Below are 2,963 nucleotides of genomic sequence, written 5' to 3'. Positions count from 1 at the left end.
CGGAACCGCCGTATGCGACTCACGCTTGTACGGTGGTGTGAGAGGACGGAGGCCGTGAGGCCTCCTCCTACTCGATTCATTATTCTAAATGAGCAAAGCACTAAAGTAGGTCACGACATTATGTTGTGGTTACCTACACTTGCTGATGAAAAGTGGTCACTATAGAGTATCACCAAGAGTGTAGAGCGTTGTTAATTTAGCTTTAGGTTGGGTGTGGAGCCAAATGTGTGCGATTTATAATTTAAAGATTTTTCCACATTGCTGGCACTGGTGAATCGAGGTATAGACTAAACGTTGCCAGAAGTTGCGGCGAATGCGTTTAACTTGAGTACAGTTACATTTCATTTGAGGTATCCATTCCATATATGTTGATGCATCTAGTTTCAATTATACTTGCTGAATAGGACTTGAATACTATAACCCTAAAGTATTAATTTCCAGAAAAACATTCAACATATCAAAGTGTTGCTGATTATTTTATAAATAGGCTACAGAGTGTACAAAATGGTGTGGTTAATAAATCTAAAGTCGTTAGATTTATTGGAGCAAAACACTAATACCATAACTGTAATAAGGGTATCTTATTGAGTGTTTTGTTTTCAAAGGAATAAAAGCGGGTGCATCTGTAGTTGGAAATATATGCTCAGATCCAAAAAAGTGCTTTGAAGCAGCAAATATGAATGAGTATATTCTGCAGGAATAAGATGGAAGTGAGCTGATATTTTCCAGCCTCATAAAGGTATCGGTCATAGCTTTATTCAAATTATAACCGATATAAATTGTTTTTGTTTGATATAAAACTCTAGCGGTGTCTAGCCAATTATTTGGTGCAATGACGGTTTGATTAACCGATTTTAGTCATTTCATTTAGCGTAAATGATACGACAGCACCCTCGGTTGCAGCCATGTAGTCGGCGAGGTGGTTGTTAGCCATATGTGTTTGCCACAACTCACGTGAAGTCCAGTTTTCATAGAAGGTAAAATGTGCTGGTTTTTCATTGTCTTGGTGTAAATCGTAATTGATGCACCCTTCTTCTGCTCGTGTTGTATTGATGAGCTTTATAAGCTCTGATTTCACAAGATCGATCTTATCGTCTTTAGCAATAATATTCGCGATAATGGTAAGGGCCATGCTGATATCCTTTAAGTAGCAGTCTATATCTATCTGTGTTAATTGCGATTGATACGATAGATCATAGAAGGCTTTAACGATGTGATAAATAGCATTGAGTTTGAATAATTATCAAAAAATAATTGATAATAGAAGATAATTGATTAAATAGGCTAGGCTGTCGTGATGAATTCAGTCAGCATCTAACGTCGTTGCTCTCAACCGTTATGAACATTCTCAACCCTTACCTCATAGGCGGGTCAACAACTATGCGCTAATTTTGCCATTTATTTTAAGGCGTATAAAAATAATCAATGGGTTATTAATTTCGCGGCGCTCATTCTTTAGCATGCTTGTTGGAGGGTATGTCTTTGTTCTTAAGCTGGTAAGATTTGATAGAACCGATATTTCAGTTAAATTTATTGGTTAAGATAATAAATGATTGGCTGATAATGCATAAAGAAGCGGTAGTCGCCGGACAGGCAGTTTACACAAAGAAAGTTCTCTCAATTTATGATTTGTGGGTGTTAGGATTTTCTAACCATTACTTATGGAAGTGCCCAACAACATTGATAGGTCGGAAATTTGAAGAGCTTGTTTCAATAAACCATCTCGATGTTGGTGTTGGAACAGGATATTATTTGAAAAATCACTTATCACAGGTTGAAAGAAGAGTTGGCCTAGTTGATTTAAATGAAAATAGCTTGGATTCAACAGCAAATGCCATTCAGCATTTCAAGCCAGAAATTTATCGAGCTAATGTTTTGGAACCTTTATCACTAGGCTGTGATAAATTTGATTCAATTAGCGTTAATTATTTACTGCACTGCCTTCCTGGTTCATTTTCAGAAAAAGGTGTTATTTTTGAATACCTAAAAGAGGTGCTAAATGATGGTGGTATACTCTTTGGTAGTACAATACTTGGCCAAGGAGTACCAAAAAATATGTTTGCTGAAAAACTAATGAATTTCTACAATAGCAAGGGTATTTTCAGTAACTCTAATGATGATTTATCAACATTAAAGCTGGCGTTAGAAAAGAACTTTTCAAATGTGAATATTCATGTTGTTGGCTGCGTTGCACTTTTTTCTGGAATTAATAAATCATAAATTTTGCTTGTATGATCTTAATTTAATTCTAAAAACAGAAAGATAAAGTTAGCGGGTAAGCGGATGGCTTTTATCGTCTATTTATCTGGAATAGTCTGACTGTCGATTAAAAAAATCCCAGGAAGCACTAGCAACCTGGGAGTGGTCTCATCATGATATAAGATGAAAAAGCATATGATTAACAAAGCTCTGTGATAGAGCATGTGTCGTCCATAGGACAGAGCTTAATTTACTTAATATAGTGTCATCTAGGTAGCTTCTTTAAGTATTGTTAAGTGCGCTAGAATGATTTGTTATCCCCAAATAGTTTGATTTAGCTTACTTTGATTTAACTTACTTTGAGAGCGGCACTCAGGGCATCCACCTGCGTGTCGGATATTCCCGATAGTTACCCGCCACTGATGCCCACACTTTATACATTCGTGCAAAATGGCGAAGCCAGAACCTTGGTAGTCTTCAAGAGGGCGAACGGAAAGCTCTAGACAGTTTTGTATATACTGCTCTTGGCTATGACGACAGCTGAGATTGCTGCGTTGGCGTGCGCACCGAGGGCAACCGTGCCCACCGCTGGTGATATTATTGGGCTTAGTGAGGAACTCATGATCGCAAATAAGGCATTGATGTTTCGTTTTCTCATCGCCACCTATAAATGAGCCGAGGCGCATTATTTTACGTTATTTCAGTCGTAAATCATGATTGATCGACTTGTTTATCGTTAGGTAAATCTCTCGTTTGAATATTTT

Annotated in this window: 3 protein-coding genes; 1 reads left to right on the top strand and 2 read right to left on the bottom strand. The window is 37.4% G+C overall.

Going from position 1 to position 2,963, the window contains the following annotated elements; all coding sequences use genetic code 11:
• Nucleotides 1–844: 844 nt before the first annotated feature.
• Nucleotides 845–1,132, bottom strand: coding sequence for a putative quinol monooxygenase (locus tag ASV53_RS23460; RefSeq protein ID WP_094958920.1), 288 nt, complete (start codon nucleotides 1,130–1,132; stop codon nucleotides 845–847).
• 431 nt (nucleotides 1,133–1,563) lie between these two features.
• On the opposite strand from ASV53_RS23460, the gene ASV53_RS23455 reads away from it, so the two are divergent.
• Complete coding sequence (locus ASV53_RS23455; protein ID WP_062692332.1) at nucleotides 1,564–2,220, top strand: class I SAM-dependent methyltransferase; 657 nt, start codon at nucleotides 1,564–1,566, stop codon at nucleotides 2,218–2,220.
• A 293-nt stretch (nucleotides 2,221–2,513) separates the two neighbouring features.
• Here ASV53_RS23455 and ASV53_RS25305 read toward each other — a convergent pair whose 3' ends face one another.
• Nucleotides 2,514–2,885: a zinc-ribbon domain-containing protein gene (locus tag ASV53_RS25305; RefSeq protein WP_141226308.1), complete on the bottom strand. Its 372-nt coding sequence runs from the start codon at nucleotides 2,883–2,885 to the stop codon at nucleotides 2,514–2,516.
• Between the last annotated feature and the right edge of the window lie 78 nt (nucleotides 2,886–2,963).

This window comes from Photobacterium sanguinicancri (genome assembly GCF_002265265.1).
Classification (GTDB): Bacteria; Pseudomonadota; Gammaproteobacteria; order Enterobacterales; family Vibrionaceae; genus Photobacterium; species Photobacterium sanguinicancri.
The sequence above is the reverse complement of the archived record's forward strand: the minus strand, read 5'-3'. Positions and strand labels throughout refer to the sequence as shown.